General features: G+C 68.9%; 24 protein-coding genes and 1 pseudogene. 15 read left to right on the forward strand and 10 right to left on the reverse strand.

Annotation, left to right across the window (positions count from 1 at the left end):
- Positions 1-11: 11 nt before the first annotated feature.
- Genes AC1RRS_RS05890 through AC1RRS_RS05900 form a run of 3 tightly spaced genes read right to left on the reverse strand, consistent with a single transcriptional unit; the run spans position 12 to position 1,714 of the window.
- A complete protein-coding gene (locus AC1RRS_RS05890) occupies positions 12-815 on the reverse strand; it encodes a GIN domain-containing protein (protein ID WP_492854315.1) in 804 nt (267 codons plus the stop codon).
- A 9-nt stretch (positions 816-824) separates the two neighbouring features.
- The gene (locus AC1RRS_RS05895) at positions 825-1,391 is read right to left on the reverse strand and encodes a DUF1700 domain-containing protein (protein WP_492854316.1); all 567 of its coding nucleotides are present in this window, start codon (positions 1,389-1,391) and stop codon (positions 825-827) included.
- Positions 1,388-1,714 (reverse strand): PadR family transcriptional regulator, encoded by a 327-nt coding sequence (locus tag AC1RRS_RS05900; protein WP_110121359.1) that lies wholly within the window; start codon positions 1,712-1,714, stop codon positions 1,388-1,390. Before AC1RRS_RS05900 ends, AC1RRS_RS05895 begins: the two co-directional genes overlap by 4 nt.
- A 374-nt stretch (positions 1,715-2,088) precedes the next feature.
- Between AC1RRS_RS05900 and coxB the strand changes: the two genes are divergently transcribed.
- The 13 genes and pseudogenes from coxB to AC1RRS_RS05965 all read left to right on the forward strand — a co-directional run.
- The gene (gene coxB / locus AC1RRS_RS05905; protein ID WP_492854317.1) at positions 2,089-3,051 is read left to right on the forward strand and encodes a cytochrome c oxidase subunit II; all 963 of its coding nucleotides are present in this window, start codon (positions 2,089-2,091) and stop codon (positions 3,049-3,051) included.
- A 23-nt stretch (positions 3,052-3,074) separates the two neighbouring features.
- The gene (gene ctaD / locus AC1RRS_RS05910) at positions 3,075-4,739 is read left to right on the forward strand and encodes a cytochrome c oxidase subunit I (RefSeq protein ID WP_492854318.1); all 1,665 of its coding nucleotides are present in this window, start codon (positions 3,075-3,077) and stop codon (positions 4,737-4,739) included.
- A gap of 120 nt (positions 4,740-4,859) precedes the next feature.
- On the forward strand, positions 4,860-5,909 hold the full coding sequence (gene cyoE / locus AC1RRS_RS05915) for a heme o synthase (RefSeq protein WP_492854319.1): 1,050 nt from the start codon (positions 4,860-4,862) through the stop codon (positions 5,907-5,909).
- Positions 5,910-5,956: 47 nt separating this feature from the next.
- Entirely contained in the window at positions 5,957-6,073 is a 117-nt protein-coding gene (locus AC1RRS_RS05920) for a cytochrome c oxidase system small membrane protein (RefSeq protein WP_492854461.1), read from the forward strand.
- The gene (locus AC1RRS_RS05925; RefSeq protein ID WP_110121355.1) at positions 6,054-6,704 is read left to right on the forward strand and encodes a cytochrome c oxidase assembly protein; all 651 of its coding nucleotides are present in this window, start codon (positions 6,054-6,056) and stop codon (positions 6,702-6,704) included. The genes AC1RRS_RS05920 and AC1RRS_RS05925 overlap by 20 nt, the downstream gene beginning before the upstream one ends.
- A gap of 78 nt (positions 6,705-6,782) precedes the next feature.
- The gene (locus tag AC1RRS_RS05930; protein ID WP_110121354.1) at positions 6,783-7,658 is read left to right on the forward strand and encodes a cytochrome c oxidase subunit 3; all 876 of its coding nucleotides are present in this window, start codon (positions 6,783-6,785) and stop codon (positions 7,656-7,658) included.
- 79 nt (positions 7,659-7,737) lie between these two features.
- Positions 7,738-8,100: a DUF983 domain-containing protein gene (locus AC1RRS_RS05935; protein ID WP_110121353.1), complete on the forward strand. Its 363-nt coding sequence runs from the start codon at positions 7,738-7,740 to the stop codon at positions 8,098-8,100.
- On the forward strand, positions 8,093-8,776 hold the full coding sequence (locus tag AC1RRS_RS05940) for an SURF1 family protein (protein WP_492854320.1): 684 nt from the start codon (positions 8,093-8,095) through the stop codon (positions 8,774-8,776). Before AC1RRS_RS05935 ends, AC1RRS_RS05940 begins: the two co-directional genes overlap by 8 nt.
- On the forward strand, positions 8,776-10,173 hold the full coding sequence (thrC, locus tag AC1RRS_RS05945; protein ID WP_492854321.1) for a threonine synthase: 1,398 nt from the start codon (positions 8,776-8,778) through the stop codon (positions 10,171-10,173). The genes AC1RRS_RS05940 and thrC overlap by 1 nt, the downstream gene beginning before the upstream one ends.
- Positions 10,174-10,358: 185 nt before the next feature.
- Positions 10,359-11,633, forward strand: coding sequence for a M16 family metallopeptidase (locus AC1RRS_RS05950; protein ID WP_492854322.1), 1,275 nt, complete (start codon positions 10,359-10,361; stop codon positions 11,631-11,633).
- Positions 11,634-11,670: 37 nt separating this feature from the next.
- Positions 11,671-12,249 carry a GNAT family N-acetyltransferase gene (locus tag AC1RRS_RS05955; RefSeq protein ID WP_487292559.1) on the forward strand — a complete coding sequence of 193 codons (579 nt, stop codon included), beginning with the start codon at positions 11,671-11,673 and terminating at the stop codon, positions 12,247-12,249.
- Between the two features lie 59 nt (positions 12,250-12,308).
- Positions 12,309-13,976, forward strand: coding sequence for a putative bifunctional diguanylate cyclase/phosphodiesterase (locus tag AC1RRS_RS05960; protein WP_487292558.1), 1,668 nt, complete (start codon positions 12,309-12,311; stop codon positions 13,974-13,976).
- Positions 13,977-14,003: 27 nt separating this feature from the next.
- Positions 14,004-14,139, forward strand: a pseudogene (locus AC1RRS_RS05965) (hypothetical protein); the annotation flags it as partial.
- A 40-nt stretch (positions 14,140-14,179) separates the two neighbouring features.
- Here AC1RRS_RS05965 and AC1RRS_RS05970 read toward each other — a convergent pair.
- The 6 genes from AC1RRS_RS05970 to AC1RRS_RS05995 form a co-directional block, all read right to left on the reverse strand.
- Positions 14,180-15,007 (reverse strand): SDR family oxidoreductase, encoded by an 828-nt coding sequence (locus tag AC1RRS_RS05970; RefSeq protein ID WP_492854323.1) that lies wholly within the window; start codon positions 15,005-15,007, stop codon positions 14,180-14,182.
- Between the two features lie 104 nt (positions 15,008-15,111).
- Complete coding sequence (locus tag AC1RRS_RS05975) at positions 15,112-15,654, reverse strand: YkgJ family cysteine cluster protein (RefSeq protein ID WP_492854324.1); 543 nt, start codon at positions 15,652-15,654, stop codon at positions 15,112-15,114.
- Positions 15,651-16,082 carry a YkgJ family cysteine cluster protein gene (locus AC1RRS_RS05980; RefSeq protein ID WP_492854325.1) on the reverse strand — a complete coding sequence of 144 codons (432 nt, stop codon included), beginning with the start codon at positions 16,080-16,082 and terminating at the stop codon, positions 15,651-15,653. Before AC1RRS_RS05980 ends, AC1RRS_RS05975 begins: the two co-directional genes overlap by 4 nt.
- Before the next feature lie 258 nt (positions 16,083-16,340).
- Complete coding sequence (locus AC1RRS_RS05985) at positions 16,341-16,694, reverse strand: VOC family protein (RefSeq protein WP_110121343.1); 354 nt, start codon at positions 16,692-16,694, stop codon at positions 16,341-16,343.
- A 43-nt stretch (positions 16,695-16,737) separates the two neighbouring features.
- On the reverse strand, positions 16,738-17,397 hold the full coding sequence (locus AC1RRS_RS05990; RefSeq protein ID WP_492854326.1) for a class I SAM-dependent methyltransferase: 660 nt from the start codon (positions 17,395-17,397) through the stop codon (positions 16,738-16,740).
- Between the two features lie 143 nt (positions 17,398-17,540).
- Positions 17,541-18,491 carry a fatty acid desaturase family protein gene (locus AC1RRS_RS05995; protein ID WP_492854462.1) on the reverse strand — a complete coding sequence of 317 codons (951 nt, stop codon included), beginning with the start codon at positions 18,489-18,491 and terminating at the stop codon, positions 17,541-17,543.
- A gap of 74 nt (positions 18,492-18,565) precedes the next feature.
- On the opposite strand from AC1RRS_RS05995, the gene AC1RRS_RS06000 reads away from it, so the two are divergent.
- Positions 18,566-18,907 carry a lysozyme inhibitor LprI family protein gene (locus AC1RRS_RS06000; protein WP_492854327.1) on the forward strand — a complete coding sequence of 114 codons (342 nt, stop codon included), beginning with the start codon at positions 18,566-18,568 and terminating at the stop codon, positions 18,905-18,907.
- Positions 18,908-19,033: 126 nt separating this feature from the next.
- Here AC1RRS_RS06000 and ubiA read toward each other — a convergent pair whose 3' ends face one another.
- Entirely contained in the window at positions 19,034-19,960 is a 927-nt protein-coding gene (ubiA, locus tag AC1RRS_RS06005; RefSeq protein WP_492854328.1) for a 4-hydroxybenzoate octaprenyltransferase, read from the reverse strand.
- 172 nt (positions 19,961-20,132) lie between these two features.
- On the opposite strand from ubiA, the gene AC1RRS_RS06010 reads away from it, so the two are divergent.
- Positions 20,133-21,593, forward strand: a complete 1,461-nt coding sequence (locus AC1RRS_RS06010) for a catalase (RefSeq protein WP_492854329.1) — start codon at positions 20,133-20,135, stop codon at positions 21,591-21,593.
- The last annotated feature ends 22 nt before the right edge of the window (positions 21,594-21,615 follow it).

Below are 21,615 nucleotides of genomic sequence, written 5' to 3' on the forward strand. Positions count from 1 at the left end.
AGGGGAGGGGCTCACCAGTCCTCGTTGACCTCGCCCGAGCCGGCGATCGACTTGGACAGGCGGGCCGGGCGCTCGGTCAGGGTGACGTCGCCGCTGCCGGCGATGCTGACGTCGGCCTCGCCCGTCGGGCCGAGCTTGGCCTCGCCGCTGCCGGCGATCTCGACCTTGGCGTCGGCGACGGTCAGGGCGCTCAGCTCGGCCTCGCCGGATCCGGCGATGTGCAGGTCGACGGCCTTGGTCTTGCCCGAGGCGTAGACCTCGCCGCTGCCGTTCAGCGCCAGGGCCAGGCTCGGCTGGTCGTAGGACTGGATGTCCAGGTCGCCCGAGCCGTTGAGCACGAAGCTCTTCACCGACGGGGCCGAGACGCGGATGATCAGGTCGTCGGAATGGGCCAGCAGCCGCACCCCGTCGCCGGTGATCGTGAAGCCGCGGCCATTGCCGTCGCCGTCGAGGTGCAGGCGGTCGCCCGACAGCACCACGCGGCGGACCAGGCCTTGCGGACCCTCGACGGTGACGCCCGCCTTGTCGCTCTGGGTGAAGATCACCCGGGCGGGCAGGTCGATGCGCAGGGCCTCGCCGCCGGTCCAGGCGATCTGGCGGGTGGTGTTGGGACCGTGGTCCTCGATCGTCACTTCGCCGTTGCGATGGACGGAGACGCGGCCGTCGTTGTCCTCGACGTTGAAGTGGATGTTGGCGGGGATGGTCCAGCCGCCTTGCTGGATCATCTGGCGGCCGCCGATGGCGAAGGCGGTTCCAAGGCACGCCACGGCCAGGACGAAGCTGGCGACGGCGATGATGGTCAGGTTGCGGATCATGGCGCGACCTCAGGCTTGCGGTTCGATGGCCGGCTTCAGCAGCCGGTAGTGGAGGCGGCCGTACCAGACCAGCACATTGACCAGGCCGACCGTGACCAGGCCGGTGACGGCGGTCAGGGCGGTGGCCGCGGCCATCAGGCCGATGCCGCCCAGGATGGCGACGGCGGGGCCGCCTGGCGGGTTGAAGAACGGGCCGGCCGAGAACACCAAGCCCCCGGCGATGAAGACGCCGATCCCGGCCATGAAGAAGCCGAAGATCGCGCCGATCACGCCGATCAGGAAGGGCAGCAGGATCAGGATGTCGATCGCGCCCAGGCCCAGAACCGCGAACACGGCGGCGGCGGCGGCCGACGGGTTCTTGGTCTCTTCCCAGCGCTTGAGGCCGGCTTCGGCGCGCAGCTCGCGGGCCAGGCGTTCGGGATCGCCCAGGGCGGCGGCCGTCTCGGCCTCGGTGCGGCCGGCGGCGACGGCGTCGTCGAAGTGGGCGTCGTAGTCGGCGACCGCGTCGGCGATGGTGGTGGCCGGCAGGCCGGCCAGGCCGCGCTTCAAGCGGCTGATAAATTCGGCGCGGGTCATGCGGCGGCTCCCAGGATGTCGTCCACGGCCTTGGTGAAGGCGGCCCATTCGGCCTTCTGGGCGGCGAAGCTGTCGCGGCCGGCGGTGGTCAGGCGATAGTATTTGCGGGGCGGACCGCTGGTCGACTCGACCAGGTAGGTCTCGACCAGTCCGTCGGACTGCAGGCGTCTCATCAGCGGGTAGATGGTCCCCTCTCCCATGTCGATGTCGTGGGCCAGCTGGCTGGCGATCTCGTAGGCGTAGCTGTCGGCCTTCGACAGCAGGGCCAGCACGCACAGCGCCAGCACGCCCTTCTTCAATTGTGTTTCGATGGCTTCAGGCACGGCTCTCGGTTCCTGTTGGTAGGACCCTTGTACCGACAGGTAGTGTGTGATGCAAGGTAGCTGTTATTACAAGTTATCAATGTTCGGAGATCGGCGTGATTCGCCTGTCGGTCGTGCGGATGGATTTGGCGAAGTTATTGAGAATGCTTCGCAACTGGTGCGATTCCCCTGCTCCACATGTGGTTTCGGGTGCTTGGCAACAGGGATTGATGCGCGTATGCACGCCTGCGACCGATCGGCGCCATGGGGAGAGCTCCGACTTGTTGCAAAGTCGATTGCTTGAACCCCGGTATCCGGTCGTATTGTGCAAGTCGGCGCGGCGGGAGACGGAGTGTCACCCCGTTAGAACGCCGCCGAAACGGGCCGAGAGGGAAATGAAGCAATTCCAGGGGATGCGGCGGAAGTGGGCTGGCCTTTGCGCCGCCGCCGCCACGATGGCGTTCGCGGGGCAAGCCTTCGCCGAGGATCTATTGGGTCAGCCGACGCCTGGGGGGATCGCCCTCCAGCCCGCCGCGTCGGTGCTGAAGCATGACGCGATCTGGTTCCACAACTGGATCCTGCTGCCGATCATCACGGCCATCACCCTGCTGGTCCTGGGCCTGATCATCTGGATCGCCGTGCGCTACAACGCCAAGGCCAATCCGGTCCCCGCGAAGTTCAGCCACAACACCACGATCGAGATCATCTGGACGCTGGTGCCCGTGCTGATCCTGATGATCATCGCGATCTTCTCGTTCAAGCTGCTCTTCCGCTACAACGACATGCCCAAGCCCTACATGACCGTGAAGGCCACGGGCTATCAGTGGTACTGGGGCTACGAGTACCCCGACCAGAAGATCCCCGAGATCATCTCCAACGTGCTCACCGAGGAGCAGGTGGCCGCCAAGGGCCTGCCGCACAGCCTGTACCGGCTGGCCGCCAGCGAGGCGATGGTGGTGCCGGTCAACCAGGTGGTCCGCGTGCAGGTCACCGGCGCCGACGTGATCCACGCCTTCGCCCTGCCGGCCTTCGGCCTGAAGATCGACGCCATCCCGGGCCGCCTGAACGAGACCTGGTTCAAGGCCGAGAAGGTGGGCACCTACTACGGCCAGTGCTCGGAGCTCTGCGGCATCGACCACGCCTTCATGCCGATCGAGATCAAGGTCGTCAGCCAGGCCGAGTTCGACGCGTGGGTGAAGGCCAAGGCTCCGGCCGCGGCCCCCGCCGCCACGCCGGCCGCGACCGAAGCCGCCGCGCCCGCGGCCGCCCCGGCCACGACGACGCCCGCCGCCGCTGCTCCGGCCGCCGCTCCCGCTTCCGCTCCGGCCGCGGCTCCCGCCGCCGCGCCGGCGGCCTAAGAACGCTTTAGGATATCAGTCCGATGGCTCACGCCGCTGACATCGATCACCACGACGACGGCCATGGCGCCGACGAAAAGCCGCCCTTCTTCGCCCGCTGGTTCTTCTCGACGAACCACAAGGACATCGGCACGCTCTACATCCTGTTCGCCATCATGGCGGGCATCGTCGGCGGGGCCCTGTCGGGCCTGATCCGCTGGGAGCTGATGCACCCGGGCATCCAGGTCTTCACCGACAACGGCCTGCTGGCTCAGCTGGGCGTTTTCAAGGGCAAGCACGGCTACAACGCCGTGGTCACCGCCCACGCCCTGATCATGATCTTCTTCATGGTCATGCCCGCCATGATCGGCGGCTTCGGCAACTGGTTCGTTCCGATCATGATCGGCGCGCCGGACATGGCCTTCCCGCGGATGAACAACATCTCGTTCTGGCTGCTGGTCGCCGCCTGGGTGCTGCTGTGCACCTCGATGTTCGTCGACGGCGGTCCGGGCCACGGCTTCGGCGGCGGCTGGACGATCTATCCGCCGCTGTCGACCACCGGCCACACCGGACCGGCCATGGATCTCGCGATCCTGTCGCTCCACCTGGCCGGCGCCTCGTCGATCCTCGGCGCGATCAACTTCATCACCACGATCTTCAACATGCGCGCGCCGGGCATGACCCTGCACCGCATGCCGCTGTTCGCCTGGTCGGTGCTGATCACCGCCTTCCTGCTGCTGCTGTCGCTGCCCGTCCTGGCCGGCGCCATCACCATGCTGCTGACCGACCGCAACTTCGGCACCCACTTCTTCGACCCGGCCGCCGGCGGCGACCCGGTGATGTTCCAGCACCTGTTCTGGTTCTTCGGTCACCCGGAGGTGTACATCCTGATCCTGCCGGGGTTCGGCATCATCAGCCACATCGTCTCGACCTTCTCGAAGAAGCCGGTCTTCGGTTACCTCGCCATGGCCTACGCCATGGTCGCCATCGGCTTCGTCGGCTTCATCGTGTGGGCCCACCACATGTACACGGTCGGCATGAGCATCAACCTGCGCGCCTACTTCGTGGCCGCGACGATGATCATCGCCGTCCCGACCGGCGTGAAGATCTTCTCGTGGATCGCCACGATGTGGGGCGGTTCGATCAGCTTCAAGACGCCCATGCTGTGGGCGATCGGCTTCATCTTCCTGTTCACGGTCGGCGGCGTCACCGGCGTCGTCCTGTCGAACGCCGGCATCGACTACAGCCTGCACGACACCTACTACGTGGTGGCCCACTTCCACTACGTGCTGTCGCTGGGCGCCGTCTTCGCCATCTTCGCGGGCTTCTACTACTGGTTCGAGAAGATGTGGGGCGTGAAGTACAACGAGTTCCTCGGCGCCCTGCACTTCTGGATCATGTTCGTGGGCGTGAACCTGGTGTTCTTCCCGCAGCACTTCCTGGGCCTGGACGGCATGCCCCGCCGCTATGTCGACTATCCGGACGCGTTCGCGAAGTGGAACTACGTCTCGTCGGTCGGCTACATGATCACCGTGGCGGGCGTCGGCGTCTTCCTGCTGGTGCTCATCGAGGCCGCCGTCCGTCGCCGCAAGGCCGAGGCCAACCCGTGGGGCGAAGGCGCCACCACGCTGGAATGGACCCTGTCCTCGCCGCCGCCGTTCCACCAGTTCAGCGAGCCGCCGGTCATCAAGGCCGACGATCATCATTGATCACTGGCATCACTGATCTCTGGTAAGATAGCAGTATAAGCGCGGGGGGCGCGGATCCGGCGACAGCCGGGCCCGCGCCCTTCGCCCATCAAGACCCAGCTTTCCAAGATACCGTATCCCATGGCCAAGCCCGCCGTTCTCCCGTCAGACACGCACCGGACCGAGCCGGTCCGCGCCGCGCGCTGGCAGGACTATTTCCAGCTGATGAAGCCGCGCGTGATGTCGCTGGTGGTGTTCACGGGCCTGACCGGCCTGGTGGCCGCCCGCACCCACATCCACCCGCTGCTGGGCGCGGTGGCGGTGCTGTGCATCGCCGTCGGGGCCGGGGCCTCGGGCGCGCTGAACATGTGGTACGACGCCGACATCGACGCCAAGATGCGCCGCACCCGCGGTCGCCCGGTGCCGGCCGGCCTGGTCGAGGGCTCCGAAGCCGCCGCCCTGGGCGTGGTGCTGAGCCTGCTCTCGGTCATGCTGCTGGGCATGGCCATCAACTGGCTGGCGGCGGGCCTGCTGGCCTTCACCATCGTCTTCTACGCCGTGGTCTACACCATGTGGCTGAAGCGCTGGACGGCCCAGAACATCGTCATCGGCGGCCTCGCCGGCGCGCTGCCGCCGGCGATCGGCTGGGCGGCGGCCACTGGCTCGGCCCCGCTGAACGCCTGGCTGATGGTGCTGATCATCTTCCTGTGGACCCCGCCGCACTTCTGGGCGCTGTCGCTCTACATCAGCACCGACTACGCCAAGGCCGGCGTGCCGATGCTGCCGGTGGTCAAGGGCGCCAAGGCGACCCGCCAGCAGATCCTGATCTACAGCCTGATCTTCATTCCCGTCTGCCTGGCGCCGGCCTTCACCGGCCTGGGCGGGCCGCTGTACCTGGCCGTCTCGGGCCTGGGCGGCCTCGTGTTCCTCACCCTGGCCTGGCGGGTGTTCCGCAGCGACGCCGGTGACGCGGCCGACCCGCGCGCCGCCGACCGCGCCCTCTACGAGGTGGACGCAGCACCCGCTCCCGCCGCTGAACCGGCCCTCGAGGGCAAGCGCCCGCCGCCGGTTGGCGGGGCCAAGGACGCCCGCAACCTGTTCGCCTTCTCGATCCTCTATCTCTTCGCCCTGTTCGCCGCCCTGCTGGCCGAGGCCATGATCGGCGTGAAGGCTCTGGAGCTGATTTCTTGACCGACCCGAAGAAGACCCTCTCCGTCCAGCCGGACAAGGCGGACGCCATCAAGGCCCGCAACGGCCGCAACATCGCGCTGGCCGTGGGCCTGGTCGCCTTCGTCGTGCTGGTGTTCGTGGTCACCATGGTGAGGCTGGGCGCCAATGTCGGAAACCGGTTCTGATCCCACGCCGGGCGGGGCCGGCGCCGACAAGACCACGCTGCAGGCCCGCCGCAACAAGCGCGTGGCGCTGATCTGCGCCGTCGCCTTCGTCGGCATGGTCGGCGCGGCCTATGCGGCGGTGCCGCTGTACAAGCTGTTCTGCCAGGCCACCGGCTTCGACGGCACGGTGCGCCGCGCCGAAGCCGCCCCGACCAAGGTGCTCGACCGCACCGTCCAGATCCGCTTCGACGCCAACGTCCGCAGCCTGCCCTGGACCTTCACCACCGAGCAGGTCAGCCAGGACATCAAGCTGGGCGCCTCGGGGCTGGCCTTCTTCAAGGTCACCAACACCAGCGACAAGCCCCAGACCGGGCGGGCGATCTACAACGTGGTGCCCGAGCAGGCCGGCCCGTACTTCCAGAAGATCGAGTGCTTCTGCTTCTCGAACCAGACGATCCAGCCCGGCCAGACGGTGGAGTTCCCGGTCGTCTACTTCGTCGATCCGCGCTTCGCCGAGGATCCGGAGACCAAGGGCAAGTCCGAGATCACCCTGTCCTACACCTTCTTCCCGGCCGTCGAAGGCCAGGAAGGCAAGACGGACGTGCCTCGCATCGTCGAGCCTCTTGGCGGAACAGCGTCCGGCAGACTATAGCTTTCGGCAAGGGAGAGGCGCGGGCCGGGGGGACCCAAGCGACGCGCCATCAATAAGATTAAAGAGGGTTCGCGACACATGGCCCACGGCGCCGTCAAACACGACTACCACATCCTGCCGCCCAGCCCGTGGCCGTTCGTCGGCTCGGCCGCCGCCACGGTCATGGCGCTCGGCCTGATCGCCTGGATCAAGGGCGGGGTGTTCGGCATCGAGAAGGGCCAGTGGTGGCTGTTCGCGACCGGCCTGGCCGGCGTGCTCTACACGATGTTCGGCTGGTGGCGCGACGTCATCAAGGAAGCCAACGCCGGCGACCACACCCCGGTCGTCTCGATCGGCCTGCGCTACGGCATGGTGCTGTTCATCGCCTCGGAAGTGATGTTCTTCGTGGCGTGGTTCTGGATCTTCTTCGAGATGGCCCTGTTCCACCATCACCGCACCCTGTCGGGCATCGAGGAAGTGCGCACCGCCTGGGCCGCCTGGCCGCCGGCCGGCGTCGAGACCGTCTCGCCTTGGCACCTGCCGCTGGTCAACACCCTGACCCTGCTGCTCTCGGGCACGACCATCACCTGGTCGCACCACGCCCTGCAGCAGGGCGACCGCAAGGGCGCCCAGTGGGGCCTGATCCTGACCATCCTGCTCGGCGCGCTGTTCACGACCATCCAGGTCTACGAATACGCCCACATCAACCACGAGCAGCTGTTCTACAACGAAGCCGCCGCCAATTCGGGCCTCTACGGCTCGACCTTCTTCCTGGCCACCGGCTTCCACGGCTTCCACGTCTTCGTGGGCACGCTGTTCCTGATCGTCTGCCTGATCCGCCTGATGAACGGCGCCTTCACGCCCAAGCAGCACTTCGGCTTCGAAGCGGCCGCCTGGTACTGGCACTTCGTCGACGTGGTCTGGCTGTTCCTGTTCGCCTTCATCTACGTGATCTTCGGCGCCTCGACGCACTAGAGGTCACGGAGTTCCGAAAGGCCCGGAGCGCAGACCAGCGTTCCGGGCCTTTTTCGTTTTCAGCGTCTGCGGGGATCGCATGCCCAAGACCAACCCCTACGCCGCCGGCGCCGCCGGGCGATGCCCCGTCTGCGGCGAGGGCTTCCTGTTCGAGGGCTTCCTCAAGATCGCGCCGCGCTGCGAGGCCTGCGGCTACGACCTCGCCAAGCTCGAGACCGGCGACGGGGCGTCGACCTTCGTCATCCTGATCGCCGGCTTCCTGTGCGCGTTCGGGGCGCTGTTCTCGATGTTCGCCTGGAACTGGCCGGTATGGCTGCTGCTGGTGGTCTGGCTGCCGTTGACGGGGCTGGCGTGCCTGTTCCTGATGCGGCCGGCCAAGGGCCTGATGGTCGCCGCCCAGATCGCCAACAAGGCTTCGCAAGCGGGGCGCGACGATGTCTGAGACCACCCCGAAGAAGCCCGGCTTCCCGATCGGCCTGACGATCGCCACCCTGATCGCCTTCGCCATCCTCTGCGGCCTGGGGACCTGGCAGGTGAAGCGCCTGGCCTGGAAGGAAGACCTGCTGGCGCGGATCGAGAAGCTGAAGACCGCGCCGGCCATTCCGCTGGCCCAGGCCCTGGCCCGCGCCGACAAGGGCGAGGACCTCGCCTGGACGCGGGTCGAGACCGGCTGCCGGCCGGTGGCGCCTGGCGCATTGTCGCCCTTGGTCTACGGGGTGCGCGACGGCCAGATGGTGTGGCGGCCCCAGATATTGTGCGGGTCCGACCATGGGCCGATCATCGTCGATATCGGGGTGGCCGAGGGCCTCACCGGCCAGGTCCAACCCGATCGTCATGTGACCTTCGGCTACCCCTCCAGGGTCACCGGCGTGCTGGTCGCCGCCGATCAGCTGGGCGGCAAGGAGCGTGAAGGCCTTCTTACCGACGAAGCTGGAAAGTCGCCCAAGTACGTCCTGATGGCCGAAGCCACGACACCCGCCGTTCCCGGCGTCACGCCCGCGCCCTTGCCGGCAGAAATTTCCAACCGGCACCTGGAATACGCGCTTACGTGGTTTGGTCTTGCCGTCACCCTGCTCTTTATCTATGCCGCCATGCTCTGGCGGAGGATGAGGCCCTGATGCGTTACGTCTCGACCCGGGGCGAGTCCCCCTCGATCGGTTTCCTGGACGCGGTGCTGGCCGGCCTGGCCCCCGACGGCGGCCTGTACGTGCCCGAGACCTGGCCGACCTTCACGCCCGAAGAGATCGCCGCCTTCGCCGGCAAGACCTACGCCCAGGTGGCCGCCGCCGTGCTCGGCCGGTTCGTCGGCGACGACATCCCGGCCGACGACCTGCAGACCATGTGCGACGAGGCCTATGCCAGCTTCACCCACGCGGCGGTGACGCCGCTGAAGCAGCTGGCCGCCAACCGCTACCTGCTGGAGCTGTTCCACGGCCCGACCCTGGCCTTCAAGGACGTTGCGATGCAGCTCCTGGGCCGGCTCTACGACTACGTGCTGTCGCGCCAGTCGCGGACCATGACCATCATCTGCGCCACCTCGGGCGACACCGGCGGCGCGGCCGTCGAGGCCTTCCGCGGCCGCAGTAACGCCCGCATCGTCGCGCTCTTCCCCGAGGGCCGGATCAGCGAGGTACAGCGCCGGTTCATGACCACGGCGGCCGACGCCAACGTCAGTTGTGTGTCGGTGCAGGGCTCGTTCGACGACTGCCAGGCCATCGTCAAGCAGGCCTTCCAGGACGACCAGTTCCGCCACGCGGTGGATCTGTCGGGCGTCAACTCGATCAACTGGGCGCGGATCGCGGCCCAGAGCGTCTATTACTTCACCGCCGCCGTCAGCCTGGGCGCGCCGGCCCGCGAGATCGCCTTCGTCGTGCCGACCGGCAACTTCGGCGACGCCTACGCCGCCTTCGTGGCCAAGCAGCTGGGCCTGCCGATCGCCAAGGTCGTGGCCGCCACCAACAGCAACGACATCCTGGCGCGCGCCTTCGAGGATGGCCGCTACGCCCGCGGGGCCGTGGCCGCCACCCAGAGCCCGGCCATGGACATCCAGGTCGCCTCCAACTTCGAGCGCCTCTATTTCGAGGCCGTGCGTCGTGACGGCATCGAGACCGGCCGGGCCTTCCGTGGCTTCGCCACCACCGGCGTGCTCGACATCCCGCCCAGCGCCCATGCGATGATGCGCGAGCTGTTCGTCGGCGCTTCGGTCAGCGAGGCCGACACCGCCAAGACCATGCTGGCCACGCTGAACGAGACCGGCGAGATCGTCGATCCGCACACGGCCGTGGGCCTCGCCGCCGCCGCCCGCCTGCGCCTCGAGGATCCCACGACTCCGGTCGTGGTGCTGTCGACCGCTCACCCGGCCAAGTTCCCCGAAGCCGTGCTGGCCGCCACCGGCGTCGTCCAGGGCGTGCCGCGCGGCGCGCCCGACCTGTCGGCCAAGCCCGAACGCTTCGACCGCCTGCCGGCCGATCCGGCGGCCGTGAAGGCCCACGTGCGGGCGTTCGCGGGGAAGTGACTTGAGAGAACCTCCCCCTGTGGGGGAGGCGATCGCGCAAGCGATCGGTGGGGGGAGCGGGCGATTGACGGCTTCGCAAAGCGGAAGCTGAAAACGTCCCCCCTCCGGCCTTCGGCCGCCTCCCCCACAGGGGGAGGTTCCCGGATCTGTGGCTTTCGCGCGCTTACGCGTCTACACGGAGGGAAATGACCCTTCCGACCCTCCACACCCTGCCCAATGGCGTCCGCGTCGTCTGCGATCCGATGCCGGGGCTCGAGACCCTGGCCCTGAGCGTCGTCGCCGGGCGTGGGGCGGCCTATGAGGATCCGGCGCGGTCGGGCTGGTCGCACCTGCTCGAGCACATGGTGTTCAAGGGCGCGGGCGGCCGCAGCGCGCGCGACATCGTCGAGGTGGTCGAGGCCCAGGGCGGCCAGATCAACGCCGCCACTGGCTATGAGCGCACCAGCTTCCAGATCCGGGCGCTGAAAGGCGGCCTGCCGCTGGGCGTCGAGGTCCTCGCCGACCTCGTGCGCCGGCCCACGCTCGACGCCGCCGATCTGGCCCGCGAGAAGCAGGTGGTCGCCCAGGAGATCGCCGAGGCCGCCGACGCGCCCGACGACTACGTCTTCGACCTGCTGCAGAAGGGCGCCTGGGGCGACCATCCGGTCGGCCGGCCGATCCTGGGCACGGTCGACACGGTCGAGGCCGCCACGCCCGAAGCGTTGTCGGACTGGCGCGCCAGCCTCTACGCCGCCGACCGGCTGGTGGTCAGCGCCACCGGCGCGGTCGAGGAAGCCGAGCTGCTGGACCTGGCGCAGAAGGCCTTCGGCGACCTGCCGGCCACGCCCGGCGCGCCGGTTCCCGAGCCCGCTCCGTTCGTCGGCGCATCCTTCGCCGAGACCCGCAAGCTGGAGCAGGCGCACTTGGTGCTGATGCTGCCGGCCGCCGGCTCGCGCGACGACGACTATTTCGCGCTGCGCGTCTTCGCCGAGGCCCTGGGCGGGGGCATGTCGTCGCGGCTGTTCCAGGAAGCCCGCGAGAAGCGCGGTCTGGCCTACAACATCGACGCCTATGCCGACACCTATGCCGACATAGGGGCGCTAGGCATCTATGCCGGCTGCGCGGCCAAGGACGCAGGCCAGACCGCCCAGGTCTGCGCCGAGCAACTGCTGGCCCTGGTCGAGCGCATCGACGAGGCCGAGCTCGCCCGCTGCAAGGCCCAGCTGAAGGCGCACATGTTCATGGCCCGCGAGCAGCCCCTGGCCCGCGCCGAGCAGGCCGCCGGCCAGGCCCTGACCTTCGACCGATTGTTCTCGCCCGCCGAGCTGGCGGCCGGGGTCGACGCGGTCGGCGCGGCCGACATCGCCCGCCTGGGCCGGCGGATGCTGGCGCCCGCCAAGGTCGCCACGGCGGTCCTGGGGGCCAAGGGCGCGCTGGGCGCCGGGGAAATCTTCCGGCGGACGTTGTTCGGCGGACAATAAGCCGCAATTGTGCGGCCCTGCTGTTCGAGACCCGTCCTTGTCCGCCATTCTCCGTCTTCTCCGCATCGACCAGGGCCCGCGCATCGAGGGCGATCGGGTCTATCTGCGCCTGCCGCGCCTGGGCGATCACAAGCCGTGGGCGGAGCTGCGCGGCGGCTCGCGCGCCTTCCTGACGCCGTGGGAGCCGACCTGGCCGGCCGACGACCTGACACGGGCCGCCTTCCGCCAGCGTCTGGCCGCCTACGCCCGCGAACTCGAGCTGGGAGAAGCCTTTCCGTTCTTCGTGTTCCGCAAGTCGGACGACGCCATCGTCGGCGGCGTGCGGCTGTTCAACATCCGCCGGGGCGTGGCCCAGACGGGTGTGGTCGGCTACTGGGCCGGCGAGGCGCATGCGGGGCAGGGCTACACGACCGAGGCCGTGCGGGCGGTGATCGATTTCGCCTTCGGTCCGCTGGGTCTCCACCGGCTGGAAGCGGCCTGCATGCCGCATAACGCGCGCTCGGCCGGCCTGCTCACGAGATGCGGGTTTTCCGAGGAGGGATATGCGCGCGCTTATCTTAAAATTAACGGCGAGTGGCGAGATCATCGTCTGTTCGGGTTGATTGCTCCGTCGTGAGTTTCGCCCCGGACCGCACGCCGTCCATCCATGGGGGATCGGGCGGCGCGGGAACGGGCATGTCTTTCAAGGTAGCCGAGCGTAGGATCTGGGACGCGACGACCACGCTGGAAGCGTTGGGCGCCGCGGAGGTCGCGCTGTGGCACTGGGACCCCGAGACCGACCGGCTGCGCATCAACGGCGCGGCCCGGGCCCTGGGCCTGTCGCCCCTGGCCCCCGAATGCGCCTCGGCCGCCTTCCGCGCGCTCGCCCTGCCGCAGGACCGCGCCCAGGCCGAAGAACTGCTGCGGGTGCGCGAGGCCGGCTCCGAGATCGTCGTGCGCATGCGCATGCGCGGCGGCGAGACCTGCATCTGGCGCGGCGTCTGGCTGGAAGAGGGCCTGCGCGCCGCCGGCGTCATCGCCCCGGAAGTGAAATTCGCCGCCTCGGGCAAGGACGACCTCACGGGGCTCCTCGACCGCCGCAGCTTCATCGCCCGCGCCCGCGAGCGCCTGACCCATACCGGCGTGCATGAGCTGGTGGTCGCCGACCTCGACCGCCTGCGCCGCCTGAACGAGGCCCTGGGCCACGAGCGCGCCGACCTCGTCCTGGCCGCTCTCGGCTCGCGCCTGGCCGCCGCCTTCCCCGAGGGCTCGATCCTGGGCCGCATCGGCGAGGACGAGTTCGCCGTGCTGTGCGAGCCGCACGGCTACGAGCCCGCCGAGTTGCTGCGCTCGGCGCTGGAACAGCCGTTGCGCATCGCCGGCTTCGACATTCACCCGACCCTGACCATCGGCGCCGTCTCGGCCGAGGGCGGCGAGGACGCGCCGGAGGCCGCCGAGCTGGTCCGCCGGGCCGAGCTGGCCGTCGAGGCCGCCGCCGCCAACGGACGCGGCTCGGCCGCCGCCTACGGCCGCTCGATGGAGACCGACGGCCTGTCGCGCCTGGCGCTGGAAGCCGACCTGCGCGGCGCCATCGGCCGTGGCGAGATCATCCCCTATTTCCAGCCGGTCGTGCGCCTGTCGACCGGCGCCCTTTCGGGCTTCGAGGCCCTGGCGCGCTGGATCCACCCGCGCCGCGGCCTGCTGCCGCCCGACGAGTTCCTGCCGCTGATCGAAGAGATGGGCCTGATGGCCGAACTCGGCGAGCACATGATGCGCAGCGCCGGCAAGCAGCTGGCCGCCTGGCGTCACACGCACCCGGCCGTCGGCGCCCTGACCGTCAGCGTCAACCTGTCGACCGGCGAGATCGACCGTCCGGGCCTGGTGCACGACGTGGCCCAGGTGCTTCGCGAGAACGGCCTGCCGCGCGGCGCGCTGAAGCTGGAAGTCACCGAAAGCGACATCATGCGCGATCCCGAGCGGGCCGCGGTGATCCTGCGCAGCCTGCGCGAGGCGGGGGCCGGCCTGGCGCTGGACGACTTCGGCACCGGCTTCTCGTCGCTGTCCTACCTGACGCGCCTGCCGTTCGACACGCTGAAGATCGACCGCTATTTCGTGCGGACCATGGGCGGCAACGCCGGCTCGGCCAAGATCGTCCGTTCGGTGGTCAAGCTGGGCCAGGATCTCGACCTGGAAGTGGTCGCCGAGGGCGTCGAGAACGCCGAGATGGCCCATGCGCTGCAGAAGCTGGGCTGCGACTACGGCCAGGGCTTCGGCTACGCGCCGGCCCTGTCGCCGCAGGAGGCCGAGGTCTATCTCAACGAGGCCTATGTCGACGGCGCCGCGCCGGTGAAGGCGCGGGGCTGAGGCTCCGCACCTCCGCCCACTAACTTTCCGTCATTCCCGCCCTTGTGGCGGGAACCCCTCTGTCAGCCGCAAGTGCGGATGGGGCGGCGTGCTGAGCACGCCGCTTGTGTCTCAGGTGTCAGCGGAACCAGGGTTTCCCGCCACAAGGGCGGGAATGACGGGAGAAAAGGGAAGGGCCGTTGCGCCTGTATCCCTGCAGCCCCTCACCCCTTGGCTAAGTCCCCGTAGAGCCAAGCGGCCGTCACTCCGCCGTCCATCAGGATGTCGCTGCCCGTAATGAAGCCGCCGTCGGGACCCATCAGCAGGGCGCCGACGGCCCCGACCTCGTCGGGCGTTCCGGCGCGCCCCGCCGCCGATCCCTCGATCATCCGGCGGTAGCCTGCGCCGCGCGGGCCGGTGAGTTCGTCGCGGGCCAGGGGCGTCATGACGATGCCCGGGCTGATGGCGTTGATCCGTGCTCCACGCGCGCCCCAGCGCACGGCCTGGGCGGCCACCCGCAGGGAATTGCCGCGCTTGGAGAGCTGGTAGGCGTTCAGCGGATCGGTGACCACTTCCGGAGCCAGGAAGGGCAGGGCCAGCAGCGCTTCGGTCGGGGTGGTCGCCAGGGCGTGGCTCTGCTCTTCGGGCAGCGGCGGCAGGCGGTGGCCCGATTGCGAGGCGATGACGACGCCCGATCCGCCCCTGGCGATCACCTCGCCGAACAGCTCCAGCACCAGCGCCGTCCCGTAGAGATCGACCTTGAGGATGACGTGCGCCGGCGCCTGGCTGGGCGAGACGCCGGCGGCGTGGATCAGGCCGGTGACCGGGCCCAGGGCCGTGGCGGTCGCCACCAAGGCCTGGACGCTTTCCCGCGAGGCGACGTCGACCACGGCGACGTGGGTCTCGTAGCCGGCGTCGGCCAGCACCTCGGCGGCGGCCTGCGCATTCTCGCGCTTCATGTCGGCCAGCAGCACGCGCTTGCCGACGGCCACGCGCCGGGCGATCGCCTGGCCGATCTGGCCGGCCCCGATGACCACGATGACGTCGCTCATGAGCTTCTCCTGCGTTCAGGAGGCTCAGATAGCGCCCTTCAGGCGACGGGATTAGCCACGGGCGCGTCCACGGCCTGCTGAGCCCGCTTCAGCAGTCTGGGCGCTCAGCCCTCGGCGTCGCTCAGCACCATGGCGAAGGGGACCTGGGCACCATCGCGGTTCACATAGCCGCTGACCAGCTTGTGGCCGGGGTTCAGCACGCCCAGGTCCACGTCCTCGGTGGGGAAGACCACGGTGCGGCGGTCGCCGACGCAGACCACCAGTTCGTAGCCGTCATAGGCCCGCTGCGACATCGCCTTGATGCGGCGGTAATAGGGCTCGCGCTTCCAGGCCGCCGGCTTGCCGGGATCGACCACCACGTTGAGCCGCTTGCCGTCGCGGTCGGAATACATCAGGAAACCGGCCTTGTCGGGCCGCCAGGTCTCGTCGAGTTTTTCCGAGGTCAGCCACAGGCAGTGGAAGCCGCGGCAGGCGCCCGGACGGGTCTCGTAGGAGCCGCAGCCGCCGCCCTTCCTGAAGTGGCCGCACCAGACGCCGTCGGGCTTGTTCAGTTCGTCGATGGCCAGCACCTTGCAGCACATGCCGCAGGAGCCGCAGGCCTTGCCTGGGGCGGGGCCCGGAACCGGCGAAAGCGCGACGTCGCTCATTGGGGGGCTCCCGCGAAGGGCTTGGCGGCCATGTCGCGGACGATGCCGAGGTCGACATCGCCGTCGGCGCGGATCTCGAAGGCGCGCGGGCCGACCAGCACGTTGAGGGTCAGGCCGCCAGCCGCGCCGCGCCGGGCCCAGTCGCGAAAGGTGGCGTGGTAGGGGGCCTTGCGCCAGGCCTGGGGCTGGGCCGGATCGACCTCGACGATCAGCCGCCGGCCGCCGTCCTCGCGGTGCAGGACGAAGCGGGCGCGGTCGGGCCGCCAGTCGTCCGACAGGCCCTCGGCGTTCAGCCAGTAGCAGGAGAAGTCGGCGCAGGCCGTGGGACGGTCGGCATAGATCGCGCAGCCGGCGCCTTTGCGGAAGTGGCCGCACCAGGCGTGCGGCGCCTTGCCGATGGCCTCGACGCCCATCAGCTTGCAACACATCCCGCAGTCGCCGCAGCTCCGCTGGCCCACCTGGATTCCCCAATCGTCAGGGTGCGGAACTTAGCGGGGGTTTGTGACGGTTTTTCAGGTTCCCTCTCCCCTTGCGGGAGAGGGTGGCCCCGCGGAGCGGGGTCGGGTGAGGGGTCTCTCAGAACTGAAAGCTGCGTGGGGCCGGCCAGGCCGGGTGAGGGGTCTCCCATCTGAGAGACCCCTCACCCGTCGGCTTCGCCGCCACCTTCTCCCGCAAGGGGAGAAGGATCATTCGAATCCCGTCGCGCTCCATACGGCCAGCTCGTTCCCCGCCGGATCGAGGAAGTGGAACCGCCGGCCGCCGGGGAATTCGAAGATCGGTTTCACGACCACGCCGCCGGCGGCCGTCACCTTGGCTTCCATGGCTTCCAGATCGACGGCGTAGAGCACCACCAGCGGCTTGGCCGGTTCCTCGGTGACGTCGCCGACGAAGCCGCCGTCGGCGCCCTGGCCTTCGAAGGCCGCGTAGTCGGGGCCGTAGTCGGTGAAGGTCCAGCCGAAGGCGGCCGAATAGAAGGCCTTAGTGGCCGGCAACTCGCCGCCCGCCCACTCGATATAGTCGATCTTGCCGTCCTCGCGCATGGGCGGGCCTCCACTTATGTTCCGCAAATGTTCTAGTTTGGCGTCAGGGCAGAGTCCAGACGCTGGTGCGCTTGACGGCCAGGTCTTCCAGCTCGCGGGTGGTGGGCACCTGGTATTCGGCCAGCTTCACCAGGCCCTCCTTGGGGAAGTAGGTGCGGCCCGGATCGCCGACCAGCACCGTCGCCCCGGCCGCGCGGCCCTGGGCCAGCCAGGCCATGACCGCCTTGGCCATCGGGCCCTCGTAGCAGATGTCGCCGGCCAGCAGCACGTCGGCGAGCGGCGGCGGGGCGTCCAGCAGGTTGACGTCGGTGAAGCCGATCTCGACCCCGTTGGCCTCCGCGTTCATCGCCACCGCAGCCTCGCAGAAGACGTCGATATCGGCCGCCAGCACGCTCGCCGCGCCGGCCTTCATGGCCGCGACGGCGACGATGCCCGAGCCGGTGGCGAAGTCGATCACGTGCTTGCCGCGCACGATCTCGGGGTGGTCCAGCACGTAGCGCGCCAGAGCCTGGCCGCCCGCCCAGGCGAAGGCCCAGAACGGCGGCGGCAGGCCGATCTCCTCCAGCGCCTCTTCGGTCAGCTTCCAGATCGGCGTGATCTCGTCGGCCAGGTGCAACAGGAGTTCCGGCGCGTGCGGCGTGGGCAGCAGGCGGGTGTTGTCGCGGATGAAGGCCCGACGGCCTTCCAGGGTCTGGACGATCATGGGCGGGTTATAGGCGTTTCGCGCTCACGCGAGACCCCCTCAGTCGCTCCGCGACAGCTCCCCCAGAGGGGGAGCATCTTGATGGCGGGGCGTCGCTAGATCCTCCCCCTTTGGGGGAGGTGGCCCGGAGGGCCGAAGGGGGCTTACGCCGCCACCTTGCTCGACGCCGCCTTCAGCACCGTCAGATAGCCCGGCGCGTTCAGCATGCCCTCGGTCAGCCCCTTCTCGGCCAGCAGCCGGTGCGCCCGGGGCAGGTTCCAGCACGGTACGTGCATGAAGAGGTGGTGCTCGGCGTGGAAGTTGACGTGGTAGGGCGCGACCAGGGCGCGCTCGAGCCAGTTGGCCTTGGTGGTGCGGGCATGGCGGAAGGGATCGGGCTCGTCCTTGGCGACCAGGGCGTGCTCGGCGATGTTGCGCAGGCGCGTGACGAGCGGGAACCAGGTGGCCATGGGCACGATCCAGAGGGCCAGCCACGCCCACCACAGGCCGGCGGCGCTGAGCGCCACCAGCATGGCCAGGTTGATCAGCAGGAACCGTTTCTGGCCTGCCGCCGCGCGGGCGAAGATCGCGCCCGGCGCCTGGCCGTGACCGCGCTTCTTCAGGCCCGCCAGGATCGGCCCGAACCGCTGCTTGAAGAAGGTCTGGCCCGTCAGGTCACGGATGATCTTGCGGCGCAGGGACGCCCGCGTGGTCGGGAACGGGGCCGACAAAACGAGGTCCGGATCCTCGGCCTGCTGGGCGAACTTGTGGTGGGTCAGGTGGTAGGGGCGGTAGGCGTTCAGCGACGCCCCCAGCGGGGCCGCGCACAACCACTCGCCCAGCCAGTCGTTGACCTTGAGGTTCGGGTGCAGCCCGCCATGAGCAGCTTCGTGCATCAGGATCGCCAGGCCCAGTTGCCGGGCGCCGATCAGCATCACGGCGACGATATAGGTCAGCGGGTTGGGCCAGACCACGAAGACGGCTCCGGCCAGCAGGATCACGCCCCAGGCGTGGGCGACCATGGCGATCCCGCGCCAGGACGAGCGGCGCGACAGGCGGGCCCAGTCCTCTTGCGAGAACAGTTCCTGCGGCTTGATGCGAGCGGCGACGGCCATGGAACGGATCATCGCACATTCAGGTTCCAGCCGACAGAATGCCGTTAGGTCAGGTCCTTTTCCGGAGGTTTTTCATGCGCTTGCCTGTTGTCGTCGCCCTTATTTCGCTTGGCCTCGCGGGGGCTGCTCACGCCGCCAGCTTCGACTGCGCCAAGGCCAGGAGGGCCGACGAGAAGGCGATCTGCGCTGATCGCAGCCTCGACAACAAGGATGTGCGGATGAGCGTGCTCTACGACGTCAACAAGAAGACGATGGGCATGGGCGCGCGCGGGGCGCTGATGGACGAGCAACAGGCCTGGTTGAACGAGCGGGCGGGCTGCAAGGCCAACCGGGCCTGCCTGGCGCGGGCCTATGACCGGCGGCTGGGCGAGCTGGAGCGGTCGATGGAGCGGATCTACCGCGCGGGGCCGTTCTGACCGGGGAAGCCCCCTCCGGCCCTCCGGGCCACCTCCCCAGAGGGGGAGGATTTAGTAGCGCCGAGCCAAGGAGATGCTCCCCCTCTGGGGGAGCTGTCGCGGAGCGACTGAGGGGGTCTTGCGGCCTCAGAACCCCGCCGGCGTCCAGGCGCCCGCCACCAGCGCCAGCACCAGGATCGCGCCGGCCTGGGCGTTGGACTTGAAGAGCTTCAGCGCGCCCGGCCCGTCGTCGAGCTTCACGGCCACGGCCTGGCGCGACAGGTGCAGGCCGTAGAGGCCCAGCAGCGGCAGGAACAGCGGTCCGAGGCCGCCGGCCCAGGCGGCCGCCAGGGCCAGCACGAAGGCCAGGATGTAGAAGATCGCCACGCCCTGGCGGACCTTCGATCCCAGGCGACGGGTCGACGACTTCACCCCGGCCAGGGCGTCGTCCTCGATGTCCTGGATGGCGTAGATGGTGTCGTAGCCGAGGGTCCAGAAGATGCCCGAGGCGTAGAGCAGGGCGGCAGACCAGCTCAGCGAATGGGTGGCGGCGGCGTAGCCGAGCAGGGCGCCCCAGTTGAAGGTCAGGCCCAGCCACGCCTGCGGCCACCAGGTGATCCGCTTCATGAACGGATAGCCGGCCACCAGCAGCAGCGAGGCCACGCCCAGGCCGATCGCCAGCCAGCCCAGGCAGATCAGGATGAGGAAGCTGGTCAGGCTGCATCCCACCAGGAACAGCCAGGCCTGCTTGACGGTGATCAGGCCGGCCGGGATCGGGCGCAGGGCGGTGCGAGCCACCTGGGCGTCGAAGTCGCGGTCGACGATGTCGTTGAAGGCGCAGCCGGCCGCCCGCATCAGGGCCGCCCCGACGAAGAAGGCGATCAGCAGCCAGGGATTGGGCAGTTGGCCCTTCTCGGCCGCGGCCAGGGCGATGCCCTGCCAGCCGGGCAGCATCAGCAGCCAGATGCCGGCCGGGCGGTCGAACCGTCCCAGCTTCAGCCAGGGGCGCAAGGCGGCCGGGGCGTAGCGGTCGACCCAGTTGGCGGCGGCGGCGTCGGGCAGGATGGCGGTCATGGCCCTGGATTAGACCGCCGGACGCTCCGGGTCGAGGCGTGGCCGTTCAAGACCCGCCCTATGGTCCTGCCTAGAGTCTGATAGATCGAGCCGATGCTGTCGGCAAAAACGATCAATTGGATTTATCGGATGCCGCCTGGGACAGTGGCGCTACGAGATGACGAGGGCCGAGATGACCAAGATCACCATGACGACGAGCGCCGGGGCGCCGATCGCGGACAACCAGAACAGCCTGTCGGCCGGCCCGCGCGGGCCCCTGCTGATGCAGGACTATCAGCTGATGGAAAAGCTGGCCCACCAGAACCGCGAGCGGGTGCCCGAGCGCGCCGTCCACGCCAAGGGCTCGGCCGCCTACGGCGTGCTGAAGATCACCCACGACATCAGCGGCTGGACCAAGGCCGCGGCCCTGCAACCGGGCGCGGAGAGCGAAGTGCTGCTGCGCTTCTCGACCGTGGCCGGCGAGCGCGGCGCGGCCGACGCCGAGCGCGACGTGCGCGGCTTCGCCCTGAAGGTCTACACGCAGCAGGGCAACTGGGACCTGGTGGGCAACAACACCCCGGTGTTCTTCCTGCGCGATCCGCTGAAGTTCCCCGACTTCATCCGCACCCAGAAGCGCCATCCGGTGTCGAACCTGCGCTCGCCGACGGCGATGTGGGACTTCTGGAGCCTGTCGCCGGAAAGCCTGCACCAGGTGACGACCCTGTTCTCGGACCGGGGCCTGCCGCAGAGCTATCGCCACGTCCACGGCTTCGGCAGCCACACCTACAGCTTCATCAACGCCGCCAATGAGCGCGTGTGGGTGAAGTTCCACTTCAAGACCCAGCAGGGCATCAAGAACTGGACCAATGCCGAGGGTAACGCGGTCATCGCCAACGACCGCGAGAGCGCCCAGCGCGACCTCTTCGAGTCGATCGAGAAGGGCGATTTCCCGCGCTGGACCTTCTACGTGCAGATCATGACCGAGGCCCAGGCCGCGAGCTTCCGCTGGAACCCGTTCGACCTGACCAAGGTGTGGCCGCACGCGGACTATCCGCTGATCGAGGTCGGGGTGCTGGAGCTGAACCGCAATCCGGACAACTACCACGCCGAGGTGGAGCAGAGCTCGTTCTCGCCGTCCAACATCGTGCCGGGCATCGGCTTCTCGCCCGACAAGATGCTGCAGGCGCGGATCTTCGCCTACGCCGACGCGCACCGCTACCGGATCGGCACCCACTACGAGGCGCTGCCGGTGAACCGTCCGCGCTGCCCGGTGCACCACTACCACGCCGACGGCGCCATGCGGTTCGACAGTCCGCCGCGCACCGACGCCTGGTACGAGCCCAACAGCTTCGGCGGGCCGGTGGAGGATCCGTCGGTCGCCGAGCCGCCGCTGCCGATCCACGGCGACGCCGACCGCTACAGCCACCGCGACGGCAATGACGACTACACCCAGCCGGGCGACCTGTTCCGGCTGATGAGCCCCGACCAGCAGCGCCAGCTGTTCGACAACATCGCCGCGGCCATGCACGGCGTGCCGGTCGAGATCCAGAAGCGCCAGCTGGTGCACTTCCATCGCGCCGATCCGGCCTACGGGGCCGGCGTCGCCTACCGACTGGGGATCTCCGCCGACGAGATCGCCATCGCCGCCGAATAGCCTGGAAAGGACTATCCGGCGG

This window comes from Caulobacter sp. GW821-FHT12A07 (assembly GCF_058807655.1).